The organism is Burkholderia sp. Bp9015, from assembly GCF_003853505.1.
GTDB lineage: Bacteria > Pseudomonadota > Gammaproteobacteria > Burkholderiales > Burkholderiaceae > Burkholderia.
In genome coordinates, this window is record NZ_QTPZ01000046.1 from 24,287 (window position 1) to 48,859 (window position 24,573).

The 24,573-nt window shown below is 67.8% G+C and carries 20 protein-coding genes; 18 read left to right on the top strand and 2 right to left on the bottom strand.

Features of this window, described 5'->3' with window-relative positions; translation table 11 throughout:
* The first annotated feature begins 84 nt into the window (after positions 1 to 84).
* The 13 genes from DIE12_RS33445 to DIE12_RS33505 all read left to right on the top strand — a co-directional run bounded on the left by DIE12_RS33445 (position 85) and on the right by DIE12_RS33505 (position 15,604).
* The gene (locus DIE12_RS33445) at positions 85 to 807 is read left to right on the top strand and encodes an ABC transporter permease (protein ID WP_044845491.1); all 723 of its coding nucleotides are present in this window, start codon (positions 85 to 87) and stop codon (positions 805 to 807) included.
* 12 nt (positions 808 to 819) lie between these two features.
* Positions 820 to 1,566 carry an ABC transporter permease gene (locus DIE12_RS33450; RefSeq protein WP_124489575.1) on the top strand — a complete coding sequence of 249 codons (747 nt, stop codon included), beginning with the start codon at positions 820 to 822 and terminating at the stop codon, positions 1,564 to 1,566.
* Between the two features lie 28 nt (positions 1,567 to 1,594).
* On the top strand, positions 1,595 to 2,386 hold the full coding sequence (locus DIE12_RS33455; protein ID WP_124489576.1) for an ABC transporter ATP-binding protein: 792 nt from the start codon (positions 1,595 to 1,597) through the stop codon (positions 2,384 to 2,386).
* 7 nt (positions 2,387 to 2,393) lie between these two features.
* Positions 2,394 to 3,887 carry a histidine ammonia-lyase gene (gene hutH / locus DIE12_RS33460; protein WP_124522749.1) on the top strand — a complete coding sequence of 498 codons (1,494 nt, stop codon included), beginning with the start codon at positions 2,394 to 2,396 and terminating at the stop codon, positions 3,885 to 3,887.
* A 50-nt stretch (positions 3,888 to 3,937) separates the two neighbouring features.
* A complete protein-coding gene (gene hutC, locus DIE12_RS33465; RefSeq protein ID WP_124522751.1) occupies positions 3,938 to 4,693 on the top strand; it encodes a histidine utilization repressor in 756 nt (251 codons plus the stop codon).
* Between the two features lie 212 nt (positions 4,694 to 4,905).
* Positions 4,906 to 8,409 (top strand): adenylate/guanylate cyclase domain-containing protein, encoded by a 3,504-nt coding sequence (locus DIE12_RS33470; RefSeq protein WP_124522753.1) that lies wholly within the window; start codon positions 4,906 to 4,908, stop codon positions 8,407 to 8,409.
* Between the two features lie 93 nt (positions 8,410 to 8,502).
* Complete coding sequence (locus DIE12_RS33475; protein ID WP_124489580.1) at positions 8,503 to 9,552, top strand: patatin-like phospholipase family protein; 1,050 nt, start codon at positions 8,503 to 8,505, stop codon at positions 9,550 to 9,552.
* A 63-nt stretch (positions 9,553 to 9,615) separates the two neighbouring features.
* Entirely contained in the window at positions 9,616 to 10,236 is a 621-nt protein-coding gene (locus DIE12_RS33480) for a hypothetical protein (RefSeq protein ID WP_124522755.1), read from the top strand.
* Positions 10,237 to 10,501: 265 nt separating this feature from the next.
* The gene (locus DIE12_RS33485) at positions 10,502 to 11,401 is read left to right on the top strand and encodes a LysR substrate-binding domain-containing protein (RefSeq protein WP_124522783.1); all 900 of its coding nucleotides are present in this window, start codon (positions 10,502 to 10,504) and stop codon (positions 11,399 to 11,401) included.
* A 162-nt stretch (positions 11,402 to 11,563) separates the two neighbouring features.
* Positions 11,564 to 12,313, top strand: a complete 750-nt coding sequence (locus DIE12_RS33490; protein WP_124522757.1) for an SDR family NAD(P)-dependent oxidoreductase — start codon at positions 11,564 to 11,566, stop codon at positions 12,311 to 12,313.
* Positions 12,314 to 12,387: 74 nt separating this feature from the next.
* Positions 12,388 to 13,713, top strand: coding sequence for an MFS transporter (locus tag DIE12_RS33495; RefSeq protein ID WP_124522759.1), 1,326 nt, complete (start codon positions 12,388 to 12,390; stop codon positions 13,711 to 13,713).
* A gap of 50 nt (positions 13,714 to 13,763) precedes the next feature.
* The gene (locus tag DIE12_RS33500; protein ID WP_124522761.1) at positions 13,764 to 14,609 is read left to right on the top strand and encodes a transketolase; all 846 of its coding nucleotides are present in this window, start codon (positions 13,764 to 13,766) and stop codon (positions 14,607 to 14,609) included.
* Entirely contained in the window at positions 14,606 to 15,604 is a 999-nt protein-coding gene (locus tag DIE12_RS33505) for a transketolase family protein (RefSeq protein WP_124522762.1), read from the top strand. The genes DIE12_RS33500 and DIE12_RS33505 overlap by 4 nt, the downstream gene beginning before the upstream one ends.
* Positions 15,605 to 15,764: 160 nt before the next feature.
* Here the strand turns inward: DIE12_RS33505 and DIE12_RS33510 are convergent, their stop codons facing one another.
* Both DIE12_RS33510 and DIE12_RS33515 read right to left on the bottom strand, forming a co-directional pair.
* Positions 15,765 to 18,173: a hypothetical protein gene (locus tag DIE12_RS33510; protein ID WP_124522764.1), complete on the bottom strand. Its 2,409-nt coding sequence runs from the start codon at positions 18,171 to 18,173 to the stop codon at positions 15,765 to 15,767.
* Positions 18,174 to 18,211: 38 nt separating this feature from the next.
* Complete coding sequence (locus DIE12_RS33515) at positions 18,212 to 19,774, bottom strand: anion permease (RefSeq protein ID WP_260427362.1); 1,563 nt, start codon at positions 19,772 to 19,774, stop codon at positions 18,212 to 18,214.
* 158 nt (positions 19,775 to 19,932) lie between these two features.
* On the opposite strand from DIE12_RS33515, the gene DIE12_RS33520 reads away from it, so the two are divergent.
* From DIE12_RS33520 to DIE12_RS33545, 5 genes are all read left to right on the top strand, one after another.
* On the top strand, positions 19,933 to 20,673 hold the full coding sequence (locus DIE12_RS33520; RefSeq protein ID WP_124522766.1) for a GntR family transcriptional regulator: 741 nt from the start codon (positions 19,933 to 19,935) through the stop codon (positions 20,671 to 20,673).
* Between the two features lie 184 nt (positions 20,674 to 20,857).
* Positions 20,858 to 21,661 (top strand): transporter substrate-binding domain-containing protein, encoded by an 804-nt coding sequence (locus DIE12_RS33530; RefSeq protein ID WP_059496937.1) that lies wholly within the window; start codon positions 20,858 to 20,860, stop codon positions 21,659 to 21,661.
* Between the two features lie 4 nt (positions 21,662 to 21,665).
* Entirely contained in the window at positions 21,666 to 22,400 is a 735-nt protein-coding gene (locus DIE12_RS33535) for an ABC transporter permease (protein ID WP_124522768.1), read from the top strand.
* Positions 22,397 to 23,164: an ABC transporter permease subunit gene (locus tag DIE12_RS33540; protein ID WP_044848614.1), complete on the top strand. Its 768-nt coding sequence runs from the start codon at positions 22,397 to 22,399 to the stop codon at positions 23,162 to 23,164. The genes DIE12_RS33535 and DIE12_RS33540 overlap by 4 nt, the downstream gene beginning before the upstream one ends.
* A gap of 21 nt (positions 23,165 to 23,185) precedes the next feature.
* Positions 23,186 to 24,565: an LLM class flavin-dependent oxidoreductase gene (locus tag DIE12_RS33545; protein WP_124522770.1), complete on the top strand. Its 1,380-nt coding sequence runs from the start codon at positions 23,186 to 23,188 to the stop codon at positions 24,563 to 24,565.
* The last annotated feature ends 8 nt before the right edge of the window (positions 24,566 to 24,573 follow it).

The following is a 24,573-nucleotide window of genomic DNA, read 5'->3' on the forward strand; positions in this document are numbered from 1 at the left end:
CACGCCGCCGCCGCGCGAGCGACCCGAACGACGCGCGGCGGCAGGCATCCTGCCGATTCACTCAACGCTTGCCGGGAGGCACGCATGGCGATTCTCGAAATGCTCGGCTTCGGAACCGAAGGCTGGGGCGGTGTGCTGCTGCTCGCCGCACTGATGACGGTCGCGCTGACGCTCGCCGCGCTCGCGGTCGGCGCGGTGATCGGCGCGGCGATCGCGGCGGCGAAGCTGTCGCGCTACCGCAGCGCCCGCCTGCTCGGCGACCTGTACACGACGGTATTTCGCGGCGTGCCCGAACTGCTCGTCATCTATCTGTTCTACTTCGGCGGCTCGACGCTCGTCACGGCCGTCGGCCAGTGGTTCGGCGCGGAAGGCTTCATCGGCGTGCCGCCGTTCGTGATCGGCGCGCTCGCGGTCGGCATGATCTCGGGCGCCTACCAGGCGGAGGTGTATCGCGCGGCGGTGCTCGCGGTGTCGAAGGGCGAGCTCGAAGCGGCGCGCGCGATCGGCATGCCGCGCAGCATGGTGCTGCGGCGCATCCTGGTTCCGCAGGTGCTGCGCTTCGCGCTGCCCGGGATCGGCAACGTGTGGCAGCTGAGCCTCAAGGACTCGGCACTGATCTCGGTCACCGGGCTCGCCGAGCTGTTGCGCACGAGCCAGATCGCCGCCAACTCGACCCACCAGTACTTCGTGTTCTTCGTCGCGGGCGGGGCGTTGTATCTGCTGATGACGGGCGTGTCGAACCGCGTGTTCAACCGGGCGGAAGCGATCGTCGGCCGGTCGTTCCGCCGCAATTTCGCGCGCAACTGACGGAGAACGTGCATGTCCCTCGATTTCGCTTTTCTCTTCGATACGCTGCGCCAGCTGCTCGCGGCCGTACCGACCACGCTCGGCCTGTTCTTCGCCTCGCTCGTGCTCGGCGGCCTGCTGTCGCTCGTGATCGTCACGATGCGCGTGTCGCCGCGCTGGCTGCCGAACCGCTTCGCGCGTGCCTACATCCTCGTGTTTCGCGGCTCGCCGCTGCTGATCCAGATGTTCCTCGTGTATTACGGGCTCGGCCAGTTCGGCGTGATCCGCGAAAGCTTCATGTGGCCGCTGCTGCGCGAGCCGTACGTCTGCGCGGTGCTGTCGCTCGCGCTGTGCACGGCGGGCTACACGGCCGAGATCCTGCGCGGCGGGCTGATGGCCGTGCCGGTCGGGCAGATCGAGGCCGGCTATTCGATCGGGCTGTCGGGCTTCGCGCTGCTGCGGCGCGTGATCGGCCCGATCGCGTTGCGCCAGTGCCTGCCCGCGTATTCGACCGAAGCGGTGCTGCTCGTCAAGTCGACCGCGCTGGCGAGCCTCGTCACGGTATGGGAAGTGACGGGCGTCGCGCAGCAGATCATCCAGCAAACCTATCGGACGACCGAGGTGTTCGTCTGCGCCGCCGTGATCTATCTGGGCCTGAACTTCATCGTCGTGCGCCTGCTCGGCGCGCTCGAATGGCGGCTTTCCGGGCACTTGCGTGCGCCGAAGCCCACCGGTGCGCCCGCCGCGGCGACGCGCAATCCTCAACGCGTCGCGCCCTGAGCGTCCCCGTCCTTTCCAGGAGAATCCGATGAACACCGCTGCTCCCGTTGCGCTGTCGGTCAAGAACATCCACAAGTCGTTCGGCGACCATCATGTGCTGAAGGGCATTTCGCTCGACGCGCATGAGGGCGACGTCATCTCGATCCTCGGCGCGAGCGGCTCGGGCAAGAGCACGTTCCTGCGCTGCCTGAACCTGCTCGAGACACCCGACGACGGCTCCGTCGCGCTCGCCGGGGAAACGCTCGCGATGAAGCGCGCGCGCGACGGCAAGCTGCATCCGAGCGACCGGCGCCAGGTCGACCGGATCCGCTCCCAGCTCGGCATGGTCTTTCAGAACTTCAACCTGTGGTCCCACATGACGGTGCTCGACAACCTCGTCGAGGGGCCGCTGCGCGTGCAAAAGCGCAGCCGCGCCGAAGCGGTCGAGGAGGCCGAGGCGCTGCTGGCGCGCGTCGGTCTCGCCGACAAGCGCGGCTACTATCCGGCGCACCTGTCGGGCGGCCAGCAGCAGCGCGTCGCGATCGCCCGCGCGCTCGCGATGCATCCGAAAGTGATGCTGTTCGACGAACCGACGTCGGCGCTCGATCCGGAGCTGGTCGGCGAAGTGCTGCGCGTGATGCGCTCGCTGGCGGAAGAGGGGCGCACGATGCTGGTCGTCACGCATGAAATGGGCTTCGCGCGGCACGTGTCGAATCGCGTGCTGTTCCTGCATCAGGGCGAGGTCGACTCGGACGGGCCGCCCGACGCGCTGTTCGGCGGCCAGTGCTCGGAGCGCTTCCGGCAATTCGTGTCGAGCCACCACGACCGCACCACCAACTGAGGCTGCCATGACCGTATTCCGTGCGGCCCGGCCGCTCGACTGGCGACAGGTTGCGGCGGTGGCGGCCGGCGAGCCGCTGGCGCTGGCCGACGAGGCACGCGCGCGCGTCGTTGCCGCGCGCGAACTCGTCGACGAGATCGTCGCGCGCGGGATTCGCGCTTACGGCGTCAATACCGGCGTGGGCGCGCTGTGCGACGTGATCGTGTCGCCGGCACAGCAGAGCACGCTGTCGCGCAACATCCTGATGAGTCACGCGGTCGGCGTCGGCATGCCGCTCGGCGCGGCCGAAACGCGCGCGATCATCGCGGCCGCGATCAACAATTTCGCGCACGGGCATTCGGGCGTCCATGCCGACGTCGTCGACCAGCTCGTCGCGCTGCTCGAGCATGATTGCCTGCCGGAGGTGCCGGCGCACGGCTCGGTCGGCTATCTGACCCACATGGCGCACGTCGCGCTCGTCTGCATCGGGCACGGCCATGCGCGCCACCGCGGCGAACGCATCGGCGGCGCCGAGGCGCTGCGCCGCATCGGCCGCGAACCGCTCGTGCTCGGTGCGAAGGAAGGGTTGAGCCTGGTCAACGGCACGCCGTGCGTCACGGGGCTCGCCGCGCTCGCGCTGGCCCGCGCGGAACGGCTGCTCGACTGGGCCGACTGGATCGCGGCGGCGAGCTTCGAGAATCTCGGCGGGCAACTCGCCGCGTTCGACCCGGCCTCGCTCGCGTTGCGGATCTCGCCCGGCATCGGGCACGTCGGCGCGCGCTTGCGGACGATGCTGGCCGACAGCCCGATGCTCGCCGCGGCGAGCGGGCGGCATACGCAGGATCCGTTGAGCCTGCGCACGATTCCGCACGTGCACGGCGCGGCGCGCGACGTGTTCGCGGTCACGGCGGACGTCGTCGATCGCGAGCTCGCGTCCGTCACCGACAATCCGATCGTCGCCGGTACGCGCGATGCGCCGGCCGTTCATTCGCAGGCGCATGCGGTCGGCGCGGGCATCGCGCTGGCGATGGACAGCCTCGCGGCCGCGATGGCGCAGGTGGCGGCCATCGCCGAGCGGCGGCTGGACCGTCTCGTCAATCCGCTCGTGAGCGGCCTGCCGGCGTTTCTCGCGGCGCCGGGCGGCACGTGTTCGGGCTTCATGATCGCGCAGTACACGGCGGTCGCGCTGGTCGCGCAGAATCAGCGGCTCGCGGCGCCGGCGAGCCTCGACGGCGGCATTACGTCGGGGCTGCAGGAAGATCACCTGTGTCATGCGACGCCGGCCGCGCTGAAGGCGCTCGACATCATCGAGAACGCGACGCGCGTGCTCGCGATCGAGCTGCTCGCCGCCGCGCAGGCATACGACTTGCAAGCGAACGAAACCGGGCGGGCCGCGTCGACCGACGCGCTGTGGCGACACGTGCGCGAACGCGTACCGGCGTATCGCGACGACCGGCCGCTCGCGGACGACATCGCGATCGCGGCCGGCATCGTCGGGGGGGCGCCGCCGCCGTTGCAGTGACGACCGGCGACGACGGGCGGATCATCCATTATTCATTCGGTCGAGGGTGCATGAACGAGACGGAGCGACAACTTTCCGCACGACCGGCGAGGGCATCGGGCGAGGCCGTGCCGGCGCGCGCACTGCCGGCCTATCAACAGATCAAGCGCTACGTCGTCGAGCGGATCGCGAAGGGCGACTGGAAACCCGGCGGCGCGATCCCGACCGAGGCCGAGCTGGTCAAGGAATTCGGCGTGGCCCGGATGACGGTGTCGCGCGCGCTGCGCGAACTGACGAACGAACGCGTGCTGACCCGCATCCAGGGTGCCGGCACGTTCGTCGAGCGCCGGCATTACGAGTCGACGGTCCTGGAGATCCGCAACATCGCGGACGAGATTGCGGAACGGGGGCATCGGCACAGCGCGCGCGTCGTGCTGATCGAGCGCAGCATCGACCCGGATGCGATCGATGCGCTCGGGCTTCGCTCGGGGCCGGTGTTTCATTCGCGCATCGTGCATTTCGAGGAAGACGAGCCGATCCAGTTCGAGGATCGCTACGTCAATCCGGCGTTGTTTCCCGACTACCTGGAGCAGGATTTCACGATCGAGACGCCGAACCACTACATGGTGCGGCTCGCGCCGATCCAGCGCGCCGAGTTCCGGATCTATGCGGAGAAACCCAATGCGCAGGTGCGCCGGCATCTCGTGATGGAAATCGGCGAGCCGTGCCTGGTGTTGAAGCGCCGCACCTGGGTCGGCGAGCACGTCGCGACGTCGGTCAGGCTGTGGCATCCGGCGTCGCGGTTTCACCTGGCGGGGAAGATGTAGGGACGCGGCGGGCGGCGCGGATCGAGCCGAGGCAATCGGCGTGGATGTCCTGCACGTCGGCGAATGATGCGGCCGCTGATGCCACCGGCCGCGCCCATCAAACCGTTCGTTCCTTCGCTCGTCGGCATGCGTACGCGCATTCACCGACCTGAATGCCGGCAGAGAGTGGCGCATAATGTTTCGAGGTCGACCCTTGGCTGGAAGAGGGTTTTATGCGCTGCACAATTTGCGGATCGGAGAATCCTCCCGGTGCGGGGTTCTGCCAGGAATGTGGCGCCGTGCTGTCCCGCACCTGCCCGCAGTGCGGGCATGACGCAGCGCCGACAGCCCGCTTCTGCAGCCATTGCGGTGCGCCGCTGGCGACACCTGCCGCCATGCCGCCATCGTCCCGACCGCCGGCTCAAGCACCGTCGCCCACCCCGATTCATTACACGCCCGATCATCTGGCCGAGCGCATCCGTGCCGAACACGCGGCGATGGAAGCGCGCGGCGAGCCTGCCGGCGAGCGCAAGACCGTTACCGCGCTGTTTGCCGACATGGCCGGGTCGACCGCGCTGATCCACGACCTCGATCCCGAAGTGGCGCATCGCCTGATCGTGCCGGTGGTCGAGCTGATGATGGAGGCGGTCCACTACTACGAAGGGTACGTCGCCAAATCGCTCGGCGACGGTATCCTCGCGCTGTTCGGCGCACCGATCGCCCACGAGGACCACGCGCAGCGCGCGCTCTTCGCCGCATTGCGCATGCAGCAGGCGATGCGCCAGCACGGCGACCGGATTCGGCTGCAGGAGGGCATTCCTCTGCAGATTCGCGTCGGCGTGCATACCGGCGAGGTCGTCGTCCGTTCGATCCGCACCGACGACTTGCACACCGAATACGACCCGCTCGGGCATACGATCCACATCGCGTCGCGGATCGAGGGCATCGCCGCGCCCACGTCGATTCTCGTCAGCGAATCCACCCACAAGCTGGCCGAAGGCTATTTCGAGTTCAAGGCGCTCGGGGCCACGCAACTCAAGGGCATTCCCGCGCCGCTATGCGTCTACGAAGTGCTGGGGCTGGGTGCGTTGCGCACGCGCCTGCAGCTGGCGGCGCACCGTGGTCTCGCGCGGTTCGTCGGGCGCGAAACGGAACTGGAGCACCTGAACCGGGCCCTGGAGACCATGCGGGCCGGGCACGGGCGCGTGGTCGGCGTGGTCGGCGAGGCCGGCGTCGGCAAGTCTCGTCTGTTCCACGAGTTCAAGGAGCGTTCACGGCGCGGCGCGCTGGTGCTGGAGACGTTTTCGGTATCGCACGGCAAGGCGTTTTCCAATTTGCCGCTGATCGAACTCCTGAAGAACTATTTCCAGATCACGCCGCAGGACGACGAGCGGCGCTGCCGGGAAAAGGTGATCGGCAAGGCGCTCGCGCTGGAGCGCGGTTTCGAGGACCTCGTGCCGTACGTCCTCTATCTGCTCGGCATCGGCGAGGGCGGCTCGGTGCTGGTCGAGATGGACCCGCAGATCCGGCGCGAGCGCACCTTCGACGCGATCAGGCAGTTGCTCGTGCGCGAGAGCCAGAATCAGCCGGTTCATTTGCTGTTCGAGGATCTGCAATGGCTGGACCGTGAAACGGAAGCATTCCTGAGCTACCTGATCGACCACGTGCCGGACGCACGCATCCTGCTGTTGGTGAACTACCGGCCCGAGTATCGGCCGGCGTGGGCCGGCGTGGTTCATTGCAGCAGGATCCGGCTCGAGCCGCTCGGCCCGTCCGATGCGCAGGGGCTGCTCACGGCGCTGCTCGGCGAGGATCGCACGCTCGTGCCGCTGAAGCAGCTCATTCTGGAGAAGACGGAGGGCAATCCGTTCTTCATGGAGGAAGTGGTCCAGACGCTCGTCGAAGAGAAGTCGCTGCTCGGCGATGCCGGGCGTTATCGCATCGTGGAGACGCCGGCGACGCTGCATATCCCGACCACCGTGCAGGGCGTGCTGGCGGCCCGGATCGATCGGCTTCCCGTCGAGGAAAAGGAACTGCTGCAGGCGCTTGCCGTGATCGGCCACGAGTTTCCGTTCAGCCTGATCCGGCGCATCTGCGGCGAGGTGGCGGCGCGGGACGACGAACTGCGTCGCCTGCTCGCGCATCTGGAAGCCGCGGAGTTCATCTACGAGCGGCCCGCCTTTCCCGAGGTCAATTATTCGTTCAAGCACGCGCTGACCCAGGAAGTGGCCGGGCGCTCGTTGCTCACGGAGCGGCGCACCGCGCTGCACGAGCGCACCGCGCAGGCGATCGAGGTGCTGTTCCCGACGCGCATCGCCGATTACTGCAGCGAACTCGCGCATCACTACGGTCAGAGCGGCAACATTCCGAAGGCGGTCGAATACCTGCATCGTGCGGCCCAGCAGGCGCTGCGCCATGCGGCTCATCACGATGCGATGAATCACCTCGGCGCGGCGCTTGCGTTGCTGAAGGGCTTGCCGGACACACCGATGCGCGCGCATTGGGAACTGACGCTGCTGCTGTCCCTCGGGCCGGTCCTGATGGATGTGCGCGGGTATGGCGCGACGGAGGTGGGCGCCACCTATACGCGCGCGCTCGAGTTGTGCGAGCGCACGGGCGAGGTATCGCAACGCTTCGCGACGCAGCTGGGATTGCGGATGCACCACGTGGTGCGCGGCGAATATGCGCTCGCGACCGACCTGGGCCGGCAGATGCTCGGTACGGCCCGCGATGCGAACGACCCCGGCTTTCTCATCGAGGCCCATAGCGCGCTGGGTTCGTGCTTCTTCCTGCAGGGCGATTTCACGGCCGCCCGCACCCACCTGGAACAGGCGATCGCGATCTACGATCCGGAGCAGCATCAGGCCCACGTGTTCGCGCACGGGGTCGATCCGGGCATCCGGGCGCTCAGTTTCCTGGTGTTGACCCTGTGGATCCAGGGGTATCCCGACCAGGCGCTCAGGCGCAGCGTCGAAGCACTGGCGCTCGCACGGCACCTTTCCTATGGGCCGTCCCTGGCGTTCAGCCTGACCTACACGGCACACCTGCATCAGCTGCGGCGCGAGCCGACGCTTGCCGCCGAGCGCGCGGAAGCGGTCATTGCCGTATCGACCGAGCACGGCTTGCCGTACTGGCTCGCATGGGGGACGCTCCTGCGGGGCTGGGCGATGAGCGCGCAAGGCAACATCCGGGACGGCATCGCGCAGATGCGGCTGGGCCTCGATGCGCAGCGGGCCGCCGGCGGCGAAGACCAGCGGCCCTATTCCCTCGCGCTGCTGGCCGACAGTTACTGGCGCGCGGGCGACCGGCGGGCAGCGCTGGACCTGCTGGAAGAGGCGACGACGCTCGTCGAGCAAACCGGTGAGCACTGCTTCGAGGCCGAGCTGTACCGGCTCACGGGCGTCTATCTGGCCGGCGGGGCGAGCGAGCAGGGGGCCGTCGCGGCGAGCGAAGAGGGGGCCGTCGCGGCGTGCGACGAAGGGGCGGTCGCGGCGCGCGACGACAAGGCCACCGGCTGCTTTCACCGGGCGATCGAGCGCGCGCGCCGCCAGGGTGCCCGAGCGCTGGAATTGCGGGCGGCGTCGGACCTTGCGCGGCTCTTGCAGCGGCAGGGGAAAACCGTGGAGGCGAGGCGAGCGCTGTCCGAGGTGCTCGCCTGCTTCACGGAAGGTTTCGATACAAGCGACCTGCGCGACGCGAAAGCGCTGCTGGATGCATTGGACGCGCGCGCAGGATGAATGGAACAACGGCGCACGGCGACGGATCGCGTGACGACGTGCGCTCGATGACCTGCCGCTGCTCCGCCTGCGCGGAGCGCCGAGGAGACGGGCATGGCAACCACGCACGCAAGACGCGGCAACGATGGCCCGCGCAAACCGATCGCGCTCGCGTTGCAGGGCGGCGGAATGCACGGCGCCTTCACCTGGGGCGTGCTCGACCGCATGCTCGAAGACGGCCGGCTCGACATCGAAGGCGTCAGTGCAACCAGCGCCGGCGCGATGAACGCCGCGGTACTCGCATACGGGCTGCACAAGGGCGGCGAAGACGGCGCGCGTCAGGCACTGCACGACTTCTGGCACGCGGTCGCGCAATCGGCGGAGCGCTACAACCCGCTGCGCTGGATGCCCTGGCTGAAGGGCACGCACAGCTTCGGGCTCGATCATTCGCCGCTGTATGCGTTCGCCGACATGATGCTGCGGGTCTTTTCACCCTATCAGTTCAATCCGAACAACCTGAATCCGCTGCGCGAGGTGCTCGAAAGCCAGGTCGATTTCGACGCGCTGCGCAAGCACTGTCCGATCCGGCTGTACGTGTGCGCGACCAACGTCGAGACGGGGAAGATCCGCCTGTTCACCGGAGCGGACCTCAGTGCCGACGCGGTGCTGGCATCGGCATGCGTGCCGACCCTGTTCCAGGCGGTCTCGATCGACGGCGAGTACTACTGGGATGGCGGGTACATGGGCAATCCTGCCATCTATCCGCTCATCTACAACTGCGCGACGCGCGACGTCGTGATCGTGCACATCAATCCGCTCGTGCGTCGCGGCGTGCCGATCACCGCCGCGGAAATCCTCAACCGGATCAGCGAGATCAGTTTCAATTCGTCGCTGATGCGCGAGATGCGGGCGATCGCGTTCGTCACCGACTTGATCCAGCAAGGCACGATACAACGCGGCGAGATGAAGGAAATGCTGATTCATTCCATTCGCGCCGACGATGCGCTGTCCGCGCTGAGCGTATCGAGCAAGTACAACGCGGATTGGACATTTCTGAGCGAACTGCATGACCACGGGCGACGCGAGGCGGATGTGTGGCTCGCGCATCACTACGGAAACATCGGGCAGCGCTCGAGCATCGACATCCGCAGGGAATTTCTCTGAGCGCATCGCAGTCATGTCGGCATGGGGCGATTCCGCGCGGACGCCCCGGTCCAAGGAGCGAACGTGAACCGGATGCAGGCGCGGTTCGTCGCGTTGTGGTCGTGCAGCGGCGGGACCCATGCCGAGGAGGTCTATCGCAGGCTCGCGCAATGCTATGCGGAGCCGGTGCGCCATTACCATACGCTCGTGCATGTACGGCGATGCCTGCGTCATCTCGACCTGGCGCGCGACGCGATTCCCGCGCCGGACGCCGTCGAACTCGCGCTCTGGTTCCATGACGTGATCTTCGTGCCCGGCGCGAAGGACAACGAGCAGCGTAGCGCGGACTGGTTCCGGCACCAGGCCGGGGGGCGAATCCGCGCGTGCGACCCCGTCTGCGCGATGATCCTCGCGACGACCCACGCGGGCATTGCCGCGCAACCGGATACCCGCTTCACGTGCGACATCGACCTGGCCGCGCTCGGCGCTTCCCGCAGCCGGTTTCGCGAAGACGGCCGGCGTTTGCGGGCAGAGCGTCCCGATCTCGACGACCGGGCCTACGATTTTCATGAGCGGAACATTCTGCGCGGGCTGCTCGTGCGTCCGCGCATCTATCTGACGGAATTCTTCTACGCGCGCTGCGAGAGGCAGGCGCGCAGGAACCTGAGCTGGCGGCTGGGGTTGCCGGTTCCTGAACCGGAATGACGACCCGCCGCGCCGGCGCAATGATCGATCGAAGCGGTGCCCGGGCGCCAGGGCAACCTGACCCGACAGGGCCGCCGCGCGTGCGTCGCGCGCCAAGGGAACCGGTGCGCGCCCGCCGGTCGGGACCACGTTGCAGCGAACGGCGGCCCTCGGGCACTCTAGAATTGGCATGTAACGTATTGCAGTGGCCTGGCCCGGACAATGTTCCAGGTGTCGTTTCGATATCGCTTTGCCAGGCGATCTGCTCATTCCAACGGATACCAACATGCGCATCCCGCCGCTCAAGGCAATCATCGCGTTCGAAAGTGTCGCCCGGACCAAAAGCGTCAATCGTGCCGCGGAAGAACTGGGCCTGACCGCGTCCGCCGTGAGTCACCAGCTCAGCAACCTCGAATCGCAGATCGGCCAGCCGCTGTTCCAGCGATCAGGGCGCGGGCTCGTCCTCACGCCGACCGGCGAGCGCTATCTGGCGGACGTCACCGGCTCGCTGGCCGACCTGAGCCGCGCCACCGAGCGCGCGTCGAGCCGCGCCGAGGTCGATATCCTGCGCGTGCATTCGAGCCCGAGCTTCGGGCTGATGTGGCTGTTGCCGCGGCTGTCGTCGTTTCAGGAAGCGAACGGCGATATCCAGCTGAACCTGGCGTGTTCTTACGAAAACGTATCGTTCTCGAACGGCTTCTACGATATCGACGTCCGCCACGGCTACGGCAACTGGGACAACCTCGAGGTGAAGACGATGCGCGGCGAGTTCATCGCGCCGCTCGCGTCGCCGCAATACCTCGAACGGCATCCGGTGAACGCGCCGGAAGACCTCCTCGCGCATCGGCTGATCTATTCCGAAACGCCGCTCGTGCAGTGGAAACAGTGGTTCGGCCGGGCCGGCGTATCGCTCGCGGCCCGCAAGACCTTCGACTTTTCGTTCGACCGGTCGTACATGTCGCTCGAAACCGCCGCGCTCGGCCTCGGCATCGCGCTCGAAAGCCTGATGCTCGCGTCGGTGAAGATTCGCGAAGGCGCGCTGGTGCCCGTGTTCGACGAGACGCATGCGGTGGAAGTCGGTGCGCATCATCTCGTTTACCCGCGGCAGAACGGGGAACTGCCTCGCGTGAAACGCTTCCTTGCGTGGATCGAGCGGGAAGTCGCGGCGCAGCGCCGCGCGAACTGAGCGTCGCGCGTCCGGGCCGCGTGCAATATTGCGTTGCAGCACGCCGTGACGGCCCGCGCGGCGTCATCTGAAATTTTCTCAACCATGCCTGAGCGTTTCCGCGTTGATGCGGGTGTCCGGCGAGCCGACACTCTGCACACACATCAACACAGGAGACGAACGATGTTGCTCGACAACAGGACCATCATCGTGACCGGCGCGGCATCGCCGCGCGGTATCGGCAAGGCCACGGCCCGCACGCTGGCCGCCCAGGGCGCGCGCGTGGCGATTCTCGACCTGCGTCGCGAGGACGCCGAAGCGGCCGCCGCCGAGCTCGGGCCCGACCACCTCGGCCTGGCCTGCGACGTGACCGATCGCGACGCGTGCGTGGCCGCGGCCCGCGCGACGCTGGCGCGTTATGGCCGTATCGACGGCCTCGTGAACAACGCCGGCATCACGCAGCCGGTGCGCACGCTGGACATTTCCGGGCGCGACTTCGATGCGATCGTCGACGTGAACCTGCGCGGCACGCTGTACATGTCGCAGGCGGTGCTGCCGGCGATGAAGGAGCAGCGCGGCGGCAGCATCGTGTGCATGTCGTCGGTGTCCGCGCAGCGCGGCGGCGGCATCTTCGGCGGCCCGCACTACAGCGCCGCGAAGGCCGGCGTGCTCGGCCTCGCGAAGGCGATGGCGCGCGAGTTCGGCGCCGACCGTATCCGCATCAATTCGATCACGCCGGGCCTGATCCAGACCGACATCACCGGCGACAAGCTGACGCCCGACATGCGCGAGGAGATCGTCAAGGGCATTCCGCTCGGCCGCCTCGGCGATGCCGTCGATGTCGCCAATGCGTGCCTGTTCCTGCTGAGCGACCTGTCGAGCTACCTGACGGGCATCACGCTGGACGTCAACGGCGGGATGCTGATTCACTGAGAACGGCGCCGCGACACGCGCGGCGCCGACCATCATGCACCCGGGACAACCCGGGGCCATGGCAGGAGACAAAGATGAGAGCAAAGTACCCCGCCTCGCCGGTTCAGGGCGAGCTGCTGCAACGGGACGACGCGCAGACGTTCGAAGCGGCGACCTATGCGAAGGTCGCGCGACGGCTGATCCCGTTCCTGATGTTGTGCTATCTCGGTGCGTATCTCGACCGGGTCAACGTCGGCTTCGCGAAACTGCAGATGCTCAACGACCTGCGTTTCAGCGAGACCGTGTACGGGATGGGCGCAGGCATTTTCTTTCTCGGCTACTTTCTGTTCGAAGTACCGAGCAACCTGATCCTGCATCGCGTCGGCGCGCGCCGCTGGCTCGCGCGCATCATGCTGACGTGGGCCGTGATTTCCGCGAGCTTCGTGTTCGTGAAGTCGCCCGCCGCGTTCTACGTGCTGCGGTTCCTGCTCGGCGTCGCCGAAGCGGGCTTCGCGCCGGGCGTGATCCTGTACCTCACGTACTGGTTCCCGTCGGCGCGTCGTGCCAAGGCACTGTCGTTGTTCTTCATGGCGATTCCGCTGGCGGGGATCATCGGCGGCCCGCTGTCGGGCGCGATCATGCATTCGCTGCACGGCGCGATGTCGATGGCGGGCTGGAAGTGGCTGTTCCTGCTCGAAGCGTTGCCTTCGTTCGTGCTGGGCTTTGCGATCCTGCTGTATCTCGATGACGGCATTGCCGGCGCGAAATGGCTGACCGATGCCGAAAAAGCCTTGCTGGCGCGCAACGTGTCGGCGGACGCCGAGCACACGACCGCCCACCTGTCGATTCGTGCGTTCGTCGCCGACCGCCGCCTGTGGTTGATGGCCGCGATCTACTTCTGCGTCGTGCTCGGCCAGTACGGCCTCACGTTCTGGCTGCCCACGATCATTCGCAAGGCCGGCGTCGCCGATCCGCTGTGGGTCGGCCTGTTCACCGCGATTCCGTATGCGTGCGCGATCGTCGCGCTGCCGCTGATCGGCATGAGCGCGGATCGCCGCCGCGAGCGCCGCTTCCATCTCGCGGTGCCGATGCTGATCGCGGCGGCGGGCTTCGCGACGTTGCCGATGCTCGGCAGTGTCGGCGCGTCGATCGTGTGCCTGAGCATTGCGTCCGCCGGCATTCTCGCGTCGTCGTCGCAATTCTGGTCGCTGCCCACGGCGCTGCTCGGCGGGATGTCGGCGGCGGCGGGCATCGCCGCGGTCAACTGCTTTGCGAACCTCGCGGGCTTCTTCTCGCCGGCGATCGTCGGCTGGCTGAACGACCTGACCGGCAAGTCCACCGCCGGACTCCTCTTCATCTCCGTCGCGATTACGTTCGGCGCGCTGCTGGTGTTCCTCGTGCCGCGCTCCGTCAATCGCTGATCACCGCCGATTCGACCTGCATGCCTTCCGATCCAATACTGGAGCCAACGATGGATACCGAAACCATTCATGAAGCGGTCACGCTCGCCGAGCGCGCGTACCGCATCCGCAGAAACGCCGTGCTGATGGGCGAAGTCCAGGGGCAGGGTTATGTCGGCCAGGCGCTCGACATCGCCGACGTGCTGGCCGTCGCGTATTTCGGCGCGATGCGCTATCGCCCCGACGATCCCGAGTGGGAAGGGCGCGACCGCTTCCTGCTGTCGAACGGCCACTATGCGATCGCGCTGTACGCGGCGCTGTTCGAAGCCGGCATCCTGCCGGCCGAGGAGCTCGAAACCTACGGCAGCGACGACAGCCGTTTGCCGATGTCGGGGATGGCGAGCTACACGCCCGGCATGGAGATGTCCGGCGGTTCGCTCGGCCAGGGCCTGACGATCGCGGTCGGCCGTTGTCTCGGGCTCAAGCGCAACGGCTCGGACGCGCTCGTCTATACGCTCTTTTCGGATGGCGAGCTCGACGAAGGCGCGATCTGGGAAGGGCTGATGTCGGCCGCGCACTGGAAGCTCGACAACCTGATCGCGATCGTCGACGTGAACAACCAGCAGGCCGATGGCCCGTCGACGCAAGTCATGGCGTTCGAGCCTCTGGTCGACAAGCTCGAAGCATTCGGCTGGTATACGCAGCGAGTCGACGGCAACGATATCGACGCGGTAAAGCGCGCGTTCGACAACGCGCGCCGACATGACAGGCCGCAGCCGCGGATCATCGTCTGCGACACGAAGATGGGGTGCGGCGTGCCGTTCCTCGAAGCACGCGAGAAGAGCCATTTCATCCGCGTCGATGCGCACGAGTGGAAGCTCGCGCTCGACGCACTCGAAGCAGGGAGACACGCATGAGCACCGTCGACAACAAGCCGCGCCTGAAGACTTCCGCGATGATCGCGTCCATCGCGACCGAGGGGCAGGCGACCCGCGCCGCGCCGTTCGGCCATGCGCTCGCGAAGCTCGCGCGCACGAACGGCAACGTGATTGGCATGACGGCCGATCTCGGCAAGTACACCGACCTGCACATTTTCGCGAAGGAATTTCCCGAGCGTTACTACCAGATGGGCATGGCCGAGCAACTGCTGATGGGCGCCGCCGCCGGCTTCGCGCACGAAGGCGCGCAGCCGTTCGTCACGACCTATGCGGTATTCGCGACGCGCCGCGCGTACGACTTCATCCATCAGGCGATCGCCGAGGACAATCTCGACGTGAAGCTGGTGTGTGCATTGCCGGGCCTCACGACCGGTTACGGGCCGAGCCATCAGGCGGCCGAGGATCTGGCGCTGATGCGCGCGATGCCGAACATGACCGTGATCGATCCGTGCGACGCGCTGGACATCGAGCAGATGGTGCCGGCGATCGCCGCGCACCAGGGGCCGGTGTACGCGCGCCTGCTGCGCGGCAACGTGCCGGCCGTGCTCGACGAATACGATTACCGTTTCGAACTCGGCAAGGCGAAGCTGCTGCGCGACGGCAACGACGTGCTGCTGATCTCGTCCGGGATCATGACGATGCGTTCGCTCGAGGTCGCGAAGGCGCTTGAAGCCGACCGCATCGATGCAGCCGTGCTGCACGTCCCGACGATCAAGCCGCTCGATACGGCGACCATCGTTCGGGAGGCGTCGCGCAAGGGGCGCATGGTGATCGTCGCCGAGAACCATACGGTGATCGGCGGACTCGGCGAAGCGGTGGCGACTGCCTTGCTTGCGGCTGGCGTCGCGGCGCCGTTCCGGCAGATCGCGCTGCCGGATGCGTACCTCGCTGCCGGCGCGTTGCCGACGCTGCACGACCGTTACGGGATCTCCGCCGGCGCGATGCGGGCGAATATCAGGACGTGGCTCGGTTGATCGTTTCAAAGCGCCTCTGCCCGCTCGGCGGGGAGTATTCCATCGGCAAGCCGGGCGGGCCGGCTTCAGGGTGGCGCACCGGGCGCCCGGCCATGCGCGGCCATGCGCGGCCGACCCGTCGGCAACGCCGCCGGCACGGCGCTCGGATCGCGCATGCGCGTCACTCGAACGTGATGAACTGGGCAGACGACCACACCTTGCTGTCGTTGCGCTGCCGCCCGAAGAAATAGACGGGGCGGAATCCGAACGACGCATTTTCCGCCGCGACTTCGATGCTGCCCGCGAGATCGACGGGAAGCGTCTGGTCCGTCAACCGTTCGACCGCGACGAACAACTCGGTGCCGCCCAGCGCATGCGTGGCCGTTCCTTGCGCGAGCAGGTCCGCGCCGCTGATCTCGAAGCGGAACGTCGGCGCATGCACGAACGGATTGCGCTGCAGCGGATCGCCGACCTTCGCGAAGCTGTCGATCGTGCCTTCGACCACGATCGTCGCGTCGGCAAGATTGCCGATGTCGAGCTCGATGCTGTCCGCATCACCATAGGTGTCGCTGCGGAATTCGACGTCGGTCGCGCCGGTACGCCATGCCGACTCCTCGACATGCTCGAAGCCGTTCGATCCGAAACGGTGGATCGTGCCGTTGACGACGCGGATCCGGCCGCGCCACGCGGCCCAGCGATAGCGGTCCCGGATGCGGGCGCCGCCCCAGCGCACGCGGATCAGGCGATCCGCGTAGCCGAGTTCCGCATGCAGGTTGCGTTCCCACACCCGTCCTTCGTGATCGTACGCGGCCACGTATTCCCACCCGGACTGGCCGAGCAGCCGGTAGTCGAGCCGCGCCGGCCCGCGATGCGCGAACGCATCGCCTTGCCAGTGATCGCCGCAACGCACGAGCAGCGCACTGTGCTCGCCGGTGGTCGCCCATGTGCGGCGCGCGCGCAGCGCCTCGCCGACGTGCTTGCGATCGAGCACGTCGGCGAGCACACCCGTCAGCCCGCCGTGCACACCGAACACCTGCACGCCGGGCGCGCCACCACCCGGCCGGCCGCGATGTTCGTCGCCGCTGGCCGCGACGCCGAGCCGGTAGCCGCGTGCGATCACGTCCTGGTACAGCCAGCCGAAGTGCCCCCACGACGACGCGATCTCGACCAGCCGTTCGAGCTCGGGATGGTGCCAGTCGGGAATGTAGCGGCGGCCGCCCACGTGCGGCATCACCAGATGCTGCGCGGCAGCGTCGGCATACGCGTCCCACAGTTCCTCGACGGGCCAGCGGCCGAGCTCGACCGCATGACCTTTCATGTCCTCGTTCCAGACCAGCGTACGGTTGTGTTCGCCGCGCGCGTTGTACGGAAAATCCGGCCGCGCATCGCCGAGGAACACCACGTTATGGTCGCCGCCCGCGGTCGAGCTGCCGCACCATTCCTGCACCGGGTACACGACGAAGCGGCCCGGCTCGTTGAAGCGTTCGACCGCGTCGACGCCGAGCTGCCAGTTCTCGTCGGTGATCTGGAAATCGTTCGCGGTATAGCCGAGCACGTCGATGCCGCCGATGTCGCGTGCGTAGCGTGCGTTGTACTCGGGGCTGTTGGTGCCGACCGTGTCGTGCGCATGCACATGGAGATCCGCATACAGCGCGCGCGATACCGGCAACGACGCGTCGAGCGTCAGCCACGCTTCGGCCGCACGCACGTCCGGCCGCGCGGGCACGTCGGCCACGATGCGCAGCGTGCCGGCGTCGACCGGCAGGTCGTCGACCGCGCAACTCGCGAATCCCGCCTCGGGCAGCGCATGTTCGCGCCGGTAGACGGCTTCGCCTTGCGCGTCATATGCAACGACGCGCGCGGTGCCCCCGACGTCGCGGCACGCATTGCCCCAGCGATCCTGCAGCGACAGCCGGAATGGCGCGCGGGTGCCCGGCCGCACGAAGCGCGGGCCGTTCAGCAGCACGTCGGACGGCGCGCCGGCGCGGATGTCGATCGAGACGTCGCCGGGCACCGCGACGAAACGCGACGTGCCCAACGGATCGACGTAGAGCCGGAACCGGAAGTTGTCCTCGGCGAAGGTCTGCACGCGCGTGCCGGGGCCGCGACGGCGATCGCCGAGACGGATCACGATCCGGTCGCCGGCGTTCACGTAGCCGTCGACGACGTCGACGATCACCGCCTTCTGGAACGGCCGCTCGTGCCCCTTCTGGTCGAAGCGCACGTTCAGCGCCTGCACGGTGGCCGGGCTCTGCCCCGGCACGAGCGGCGCCGCATGGTATTCGGCGCTGATGTAGTTCGCCGCGGCCGGGTCGCTCGTCTGGAACAGCGCCCAGTCGGAATAGAACTTGAAGGTGGCCTTCAGCCAGCCGCCGTCGGCGATACCGGACGAGCCGACCTCGTAGTCGAGCACGATCTCGCTCCACTCGCCGGCTTCGAGGCGCGTGACGTTGCAATGCACGCGCCCGGCGAACGGCAGGCGCTTGTGGCGTTCGTACAGGCCCGCGGGTGCGACGTGCGGGCCCAGGCGGTCGCGCAGCGCGGCGGCGCGGGCTGCGACGGAATCGGGAGCGTCCGTGGATTCGTTCATGAGGGATGCAACATGATGTCGTTGGAAAGCGGCGCGCTTCAATGCGCGAACGGCCAGGGCGCGCTCGCGTCCCAGACGGGGATGCCCATGTACGCGTACCACGGCGCGATCACGCAGAGGCCATAGACGATCGCGATCAGCACCGATACCGCGCCGACCTTCGCGTAGTCGGCCGTCGAGAACGCGCCGCTGCTGTACGCGATGACGCCGGCGGTGATCTGCGTGGGCAGCAGATAGGCGAAGCTGTCGGTATCGCTGACGAGCATCGTGAACGCGACCGGATGCAGCCCGAGGCGCGGCGCCAGCGCGAGCGCGATCGGCGCGATCATCGTGACGGCCGCGACGTTGGACAGCATGCCGATGCGGATCACGTGCGTGCCGAGCATCACGATCGCGATCGCGAGCCACCAGCCGTGCCCGCGCGCGGCGACGTAGATGTGATCGGCGGCCCAGTTCGCGAGCCCGGACGCACTGATCGCCGACGACAGCGACAGCGCACCGGCCAGCAGGAACAGCGTGCCCCAGATCGTCCGCTGCTCGACCTCGGCCCAGCCGAAGCGCAGCACGCCGGGTGCGAACAACAGCGCCAGCGCGATCAGCGCGACGATTTCCGACGGCAGGTGATGGAGCGGCTCGGTCGCCCACAGCACGGCGACGGCCGCGAACAGCGCGAGCACGGCCCAGTCGTTGCGGGCGGCGGGCGGTTGCGTACGGCGCATCGCCGCGATCGCGCCGGGGCCGCCGGGAAGCGCGACGGCGCGCGAGCGGAAATGGAACTGCACCCAGCCCTGCGTGATCGCGAACATCCCGAGATACGGCCACTGCAGCTTCAGCCACGTCAGGTAGGAGATCCGGATGCCGAGCTGCTTCTCGAGCAGGCCGGACACGACCATGTTCGGCAGATGCGCGGTGAGGATGCACATGCCGCTGATCATCGCGCCGTACACGAGCGTCTGGATCACGATCGCCTTGCGCGCGGCGCGTTCACGCGGCGATTCGCCGAACAGCCGGACGATGCCGTTGGTGACCGGCAGCAGCGTGGCGGCGCGTGCGTTCGCGGCCGGCACGACGAGCGCCATCACGCAGTTCACGGCGAACATCGCCCAGATCACGCCGTTGGCCGTGCGCACCTTCAGGCGATCGAGCAGCAGCAGGGCGATGCGCCGGTCGAGCCCGCTCGCCTGCATGATCGCGGAGAACAGGAACGCGGCGAGGCACAGGAACACGACGGGCGCGGCGAAGCCGCTGGCCGCCTTCGGAAACGACGGGCTCGCATGCGACAGCACGAGCAGCATCGGCAGCAGGATGCCGCTCACGCCGACGGGAATCGCCTCGGTGATCCAGACGATCGCGACCCACGCGACGACCGCGAGCGTCGCCCGGCCCTCGGCGGAAAGATGCGCGGGCGCGGGCAACCACCAGGCGATCGCGAAGAACGCCAGCCACGCGGCGGCAAAACCGATCGCGGCACGCCGCTGCGCGCCGCGCGATCGTCCCGCCGCGTGCGGATCGGTGCGTGGCGCCGTGGCCGCTTCGGCCCGTGTCGGCCGGCTGCCCTGCACGCCATCGAGCGGCGGCGTGCCGATTGCGTTTTCAGTCACTGGTATGCTCCCCGGGGCATCGGGACCCCGAATCGCGGCCCCGACCGTCTGTCGAGATGTAATAATACGTATTAATACAAGTTGAGCATTCCAATTGCTTTTCATATCGATATCGGGAAACGCGCATAGCGCGAACCCAGCACGACGAGGAAGGATCGATGACGCTGGTGCGTGACGACACGACATCGCTTTACGAGCAGCTTGCGACGACGCTGCGCGACGAGATCGAGCGCGGTGTGTACGAGCCGACCGGCAAGCTGCCGTCCGAGGCGCAGTTGAGCGAGCGTTTTCAGGTGAGCCGCGTGACCGTCAGGCTCGCGCTCGATCGGCTGAGCGACGCGCGCATCGTCGAGCGCAAGCAGGGAAAAGGGACGTTCGCCGCGAAGCAGCGGCTGCGGCATCGACTCGATGTGCTGCGCGGGCTGCACGATTCGATCGCCGCGCAGGGCGCGCGGGCGCGGATGGAATTGCTGCGCATGGAAGCGTGCGACGTGCCGCCGGGCTTGCGGCACGCATTTGCCGCCGACGTCACGCGCTGCATCTATCTCGAACGGCTGCACTGGGTCGACGACGAACCCGTCGCGCTCGCGCAGACCTGCCTGCTGCCCGACGCCGGCGCCGTCACGTTCGAGCAGGCCGAGCGCATGTCGACCTACGAGGTGCTGGAGAGCCTGCTCGGCTGGCGCATCACGGATGCCGACATGTCGGTGACGGCCATGGCCGCGCCGGACGATATCGCGGCCCGGCTCAACGCCGACAAGCACGCGCCGCTGCTCGTGCTGCGGCGCACGTCGCGCCTCGCGGACGGCCGCACGTGCGAATCCACGGTGTTTCACATTCGGCCGGAACGGTTCGACCTCGTCGTGCGCAGTGGCGTGGAGGCGAAATTCGTCGGCTGAGCCCGCAATGGCGACGGCAGCGCACACGATCTGAAATTCCTGGCACAGCGTCGATCGGTATATCGCGCGATCAGATATCCATCGAAAAAATAACCATTTGGTACACGCTTGCGCGCGCTTTACAGTCTGGCCTCCTGCCGGCTGCGACGCCGGTCGTTTCGACGTTATTTCAGAAATGCGCCACATGAATCGTTTGATGCGTTCCAGGGTCCGCCGTGCCGCGGCCGCGCTGTTCGTACTCGGCCTCGTGCCGGCTTCCCATGCAGCCCAGCCGACGTTGCGCGTCGGCATCGACGCCGAGTCGTATCCGCCATTCTTCTCGAAGGACGCGGCCGGCAAGTGGAAGGGCTGGGAAATCGACCTGCTCGATGCCGCGTGCGGCAAACTGAACGTGCGCTGCGAGCTCACCGACATTGCGTGGGACGGCCTGATTCCGGCGTTGCAGAACCGCAAGATCGACGTGATCTGGTCGTCGATGACGATTACCGGCGAACGGCAGAAGGCGATCGATTTCAGCCGTGCCTATTACGAGTCGCCGACGGTGTTCGTCGGCGCGAAGAGCGACCGGCGCCGTGTCGATTGCGCGGTGCCCGCGAGCTTCAAGGGCCGCGTGATCGGCGTCGAGGCCGGCACGAACTTCTCGGCGTTCCTCGACTCCCGCTTCAAGCCGGACGCGCAGATCAAGGCCTTCGACAAGTTCGACAACGCGCTCGCGGATCTGGTGTCCGGCCGGGTCGACTACGTGCAGGAAGGCAAGGGGCTGTTTACGGCATTCCTCGCGTCGCGCGACGGCAAGGACTTCGAGGTCAAGGCGACCTGCGCGGACAATCCGGTGCTGGGCCTCGGCATCGGCGCGGGCGTGCGCCAGGGCGATGCGCTGCGCGGCAAGCTGTCGACCGCGATCGCGCAACTGCAGCAGGACGGCACGTGGGATGCGATCACCGCCCGCTATCCGAACCTGAAGGGCACGATCGAGAAGGGCCGCTGACCCGATGGCCGCGGACGATTCGCTGCTCGCGTTGCTCGCATTCGGCGACGGCGGCTATGGCCGCGTGTTCGCGGGCGCGTTCGCGCTGACGTTCGGCGTCGCGGCAGCGTCGTTCGGCACCGGCGTGCTGCTCGGCATCGCCGGCGCGCTCGGCAAGCTGTCGCGCCACGCGCCGCTCGCGTGGCTCGCGCGGCTCTACACGACGCTGGTGCGCGCGCTGCCCGAGCTGTTGTGCCTGCTGCTCGCGTTCTATGCGCTCGCGCCCGCCGTCGAGGCCGCGCTGCACCGCGGCGGCCTCGCGCCCGACGACTTCGCGTTCCCGCCGTTCCTCGTCGCGGCGCTGTCGCTCGGGTTCATCCAGGGTGCGTATCTGACCGACATCTTCCGCGCGGCGCTCGTCAACGTGCCGGCCGGGCAGATCGAAGCCGCGCACGCGTACGGGATGACGCCGTGGCAGACGTTCGCGCGCATCCGGCTTCCGGCCGCCGCGCGGCTCGCGTTGCCGGGCACGGGTAACGTGTGGCTCAACGCGACCAAGGATGCGTCGTTCATCAGCGTGCTCGGCTCGTTCACGGATCTGCTGAAAGCGAGCCAGCTCGCGGCCGGCGCGACACGCCACTACGTATTCTTCTATCTCGTCACGGCCGCGTTGTTCCTGTTGCTGAGCATCGCGTCGACGGGACTCTTCGCGGCGCTCGAGCGCCACGCGAACCGTGGCACGAGGCGCGCGACCGCATGATCTTCTCGCTGCCATTCCTGCTCGACACGGTGATGCCGAAGCTGCTCGCCGCGGTGCCGACGACGCTCGCGCTGACGCTCGTGTCGGGCGCGGCCAGCGTGCTGCTGGGCGTGCCGCTCGCGCTCGCCGCCGGCGCGCGCCATGCGCCGCTGCGCTGGTCCGCGCGCGGCTGGCTCATGCTGATTCGCGGCACGCCGCTGCTCGTCCAGCTCTATTTGCTTTACTACGGATTCGGGCAGATCGTGCCGCGCGAATGGATGCGCGACAGCTGGGCGTCGCCGCTGCTGCGCGACGCGTTCTGGTACGCGATCGTCGCGTTGAGCGTGAACGAGAGCGCGTATGTCGCGACGATCCTGCGCGGCGCGATCGCCGGCGTGCCGGCCGGCGAGATCGAAGCCGGGCACGCGTACGGCATGACGCGCGTGCAGGTGCTGCGCCGCATCGTCGGCCCGCGCGCGTGGCGGCTCGCGCTGCCCGCGCTCACCGGCGAGGCGATCCTGCTGCTGAAATCGACCGTCCTCGCGTCGACCGTGACGGTGTTCGACGTGATGGGAACGGCCAATACGCTGCGCTTCGAGACGTTGCGCGTGTACGAGCCGCTGGTCGGCGCGGCTGTCGTCTATGTCGTGCTGGTCGCGCTGCTCACCATTCCGGCCGCTCGTCTCGAGAGGCATGTCAATCGCCACCTGACGCGCACCCCCGACGCTCGCGTCCCCGTACGCCGCCGCCGCGCGTCGCCGGACGCGTGGGCGGCCCCCAACTGATTCCTGGTAACGAACCTGACGATGTCCGATCCTCGCCCCTTGCTGTTTTCCCTGTATGAACAAGCCAGCGTCGGCTGCGGCGGCGCGCCGAGCCTGTGGACCCATCCCGCCGACGAACGGCTGCGCGCGAATACGCTCCCGTTCTGGTCGAACCTCGCGCGCACGGCCGAGCAGGCCGATCTCGACATGCTGTTCTTCGCGGACGTGCTCGGCCTGTACGACGTCTATGGCGGATCGGCCGACGCAGCGGTCCAGTGGGCGGTCGAGGCGCCCGCGAACGACCCGATGATGCTGATTCCGGCGCTCGTCGCGCAGACCGAGCGACTCGCGTTCGGCGTGACGGCGAGCACGACGTACGAGCACCCGTTCGCGCTCGCGCGCCGCTTCAGCACGCTCGATCACCTGAGCAACGGCCGGATCGGCTGGAACATCGTGACGTCCTACCTGACGAGCGCGGCGCGCAACTTCGGGCTCGACCGGATGATCGGCCACGACGAACGCTACGCGCGCGCGGAGGAGTTCCTCGACGTCGTGTACAAGCTGTGGGAAGGGAGCTGGGCGGACGATGCGGTGGTCGCCGACAAGCAAGCGCCGCGCTATGCGCGCGGCGACCGCGTGCGGCCGATCGCGCACGAAGGCACGCACTACCGCGTGCAGGGGCCGCACGTCTGCGCGCCGTCGCCGCAGCGCTCGCCCGTGCTGATCCAGGCCGGCTGGTCCGGGCGCGGGCGCGAGTTCGCGGCGAAGCACGCGGAGGTGGTGTTCGTCGCGAAGTCGAATCCGCACGAGATTCGTGCGGGCCTCGACGAGATTCGCCGGCTTGCGACGGAGCGCGGCCGCGCGGCGGACGACGTGAAGTCGCTGACCGTGCTGCGGATCGTGACCGCGCGCTCGTCGAGCGATGCGAAGGAGAAATACCACACGCTGCAGCAGCACTATCACCAGCACGCGCAACTCGTCAGCTATGCGGGCGACACCGGCATCGACATCGACCGCTATGCGGACGACGAACCGCTGACGACGCACACGGAAGGGCTCACGTCCTACGTGGTGCGGCCCGACGGCAGCGGCAAGCCGCTCACCGCCGGCGACGTGCGGCGCAAGTTCGCGAGCGTCACGCGCGGCACCGACCTGATCCTCGTCGGCTCGCCCGACGAGGTCGCCGATCAGCTCGCCGAGCATGCGCGCCAGTCGACGACGAGCGGCTACATGCTCAATCCGCTGATCAGCCCGGGCACGCTCGACGATTTCGCCGAGCTGATCGTGCCGGAACTGAAAAAGCGCGGCCTGTACCGCACGACGGCGCCGGCCGGCACCTTCCGCTCGCGGCTGAGCGGCCGCGACCGCCTGCCGGACACCGCGCACGGCGCGTCGTTCCGGCAATCCGCCATCCGCATCTGACGGACGGT

Excerpts from the sequence above, each read along its gene's own strand:
- DIE12_RS33455 (WP_124489576.1), top strand. The coding sequence starts at position 1,595 with ATGAACACCGCTGCTCCCGTTGCGCTGTCGGTCAAGAACATCCACAAG.
- DIE12_RS33510 (WP_124522764.1), bottom strand. The coding sequence starts at position 18,173 with ATGAACGAATCCACGGACGCTCCCGATTCCGTCGCAGCCCGCGCCGCC.
- DIE12_RS33520 (WP_124522766.1), top strand. The coding sequence starts at position 19,933 with ATGACGCTGGTGCGTGACGACACGACATCGCTTTACGAGCAGCTTGCG.
- DIE12_RS33445 (WP_044845491.1), top strand. The coding sequence starts at position 85 with ATGGCGATTCTCGAAATGCTCGGCTTCGGAACCGAAGGCTGGGGCGGT.
- hutH (WP_124522749.1), top strand. The coding sequence starts at position 2,394 with ATGACCGTATTCCGTGCGGCCCGGCCGCTCGACTGGCGACAGGTTGCG.
- DIE12_RS33505 (WP_124522762.1), top strand. The coding sequence starts at position 14,606 with ATGAGCACCGTCGACAACAAGCCGCGCCTGAAGACTTCCGCGATGATC.
- DIE12_RS33530 (WP_059496937.1), top strand. The coding sequence starts at position 20,858 with ATGAATCGTTTGATGCGTTCCAGGGTCCGCCGTGCCGCGGCCGCGCTG.
- DIE12_RS33535 (WP_124522768.1), top strand. The coding sequence starts at position 21,666 with ATGGCCGCGGACGATTCGCTGCTCGCGTTGCTCGCATTCGGCGACGGC.
- DIE12_RS33485 (WP_124522783.1), top strand. The coding sequence starts at position 10,502 with ATGCGCATCCCGCCGCTCAAGGCAATCATCGCGTTCGAAAGTGTCGCC.
- DIE12_RS33450 (WP_124489575.1), top strand. The coding sequence starts at position 820 with ATGTCCCTCGATTTCGCTTTTCTCTTCGATACGCTGCGCCAGCTGCTC.
- DIE12_RS33470 (WP_124522753.1), top strand. The coding sequence starts at position 4,906 with ATGCGCTGCACAATTTGCGGATCGGAGAATCCTCCCGGTGCGGGGTTC.
- hutC (WP_124522751.1), top strand. The coding sequence starts at position 3,938 with ATGAACGAGACGGAGCGACAACTTTCCGCACGACCGGCGAGGGCATCG.
- DIE12_RS33500 (WP_124522761.1), top strand. The coding sequence starts at position 13,764 with ATGGATACCGAAACCATTCATGAAGCGGTCACGCTCGCCGAGCGCGCG.
- DIE12_RS33545 (WP_124522770.1), top strand. The coding sequence starts at position 23,186 with ATGTCCGATCCTCGCCCCTTGCTGTTTTCCCTGTATGAACAAGCCAGC.
- DIE12_RS33475 (WP_124489580.1), top strand. The coding sequence starts at position 8,503 with ATGGCAACCACGCACGCAAGACGCGGCAACGATGGCCCGCGCAAACCG.
- DIE12_RS33540 (WP_044848614.1), top strand. The coding sequence starts at position 22,397 with ATGATCTTCTCGCTGCCATTCCTGCTCGACACGGTGATGCCGAAGCTG.
- DIE12_RS33495 (WP_124522759.1), top strand. The coding sequence starts at position 12,388 with ATGAGAGCAAAGTACCCCGCCTCGCCGGTTCAGGGCGAGCTGCTGCAA.
- DIE12_RS33490 (WP_124522757.1), top strand. The coding sequence starts at position 11,564 with ATGTTGCTCGACAACAGGACCATCATCGTGACCGGCGCGGCATCGCCG.